Below are 327 nucleotides of genomic sequence, written 5' to 3'. Positions count from 1 at the left end.
GTGATGCTGGTACCTATTCTGTGCATCTTTACTATATGTTAGATGGTAAACGAACTTATATTACCGAAACTACAGCCACAGTCCCTGAATCTCAAGTAGCAGGGGAATTGACGATCACCAACCAAACGTCTAATGGCTTTGATGTTGTCGTAACTAATGTTTCAGGTGGTGGCAAAGAAGTTAAAGAAGTCCGTGTTCCAATCTGGTCAGATAAAGATGGTCAAGATGACCTCACTTGGTATCATGCTGATAAACAATCAGACGGTAGCTATAAGGTTCATGTAGACACAGCTAGCCATAAGAGTGATGCTGGTACCTATTCTGTGC

At 41.9% G+C, this 327-nt stretch carries 1 protein-coding gene; it reads left to right on the top strand.

Going from position 1 to position 327, the window contains the following annotated elements; translation table 11 throughout:
* Positions 1-327 (top strand): GBS Bsp-like repeat-containing protein (locus tag HMPREF2867_RS11770; RefSeq protein ID WP_176744101.1); only part of this gene is annotated, 327 nt, incomplete at both ends.

It is taken from the genome of Streptococcus sp. HMSC064H09, assembly GCF_001812625.1.
Classification (GTDB): domain Bacteria; phylum Bacillota; class Bacilli; order Lactobacillales; family Streptococcaceae; genus Streptococcus.
This window is presented reverse-complemented; position numbering and strand designations above follow the sequence as displayed.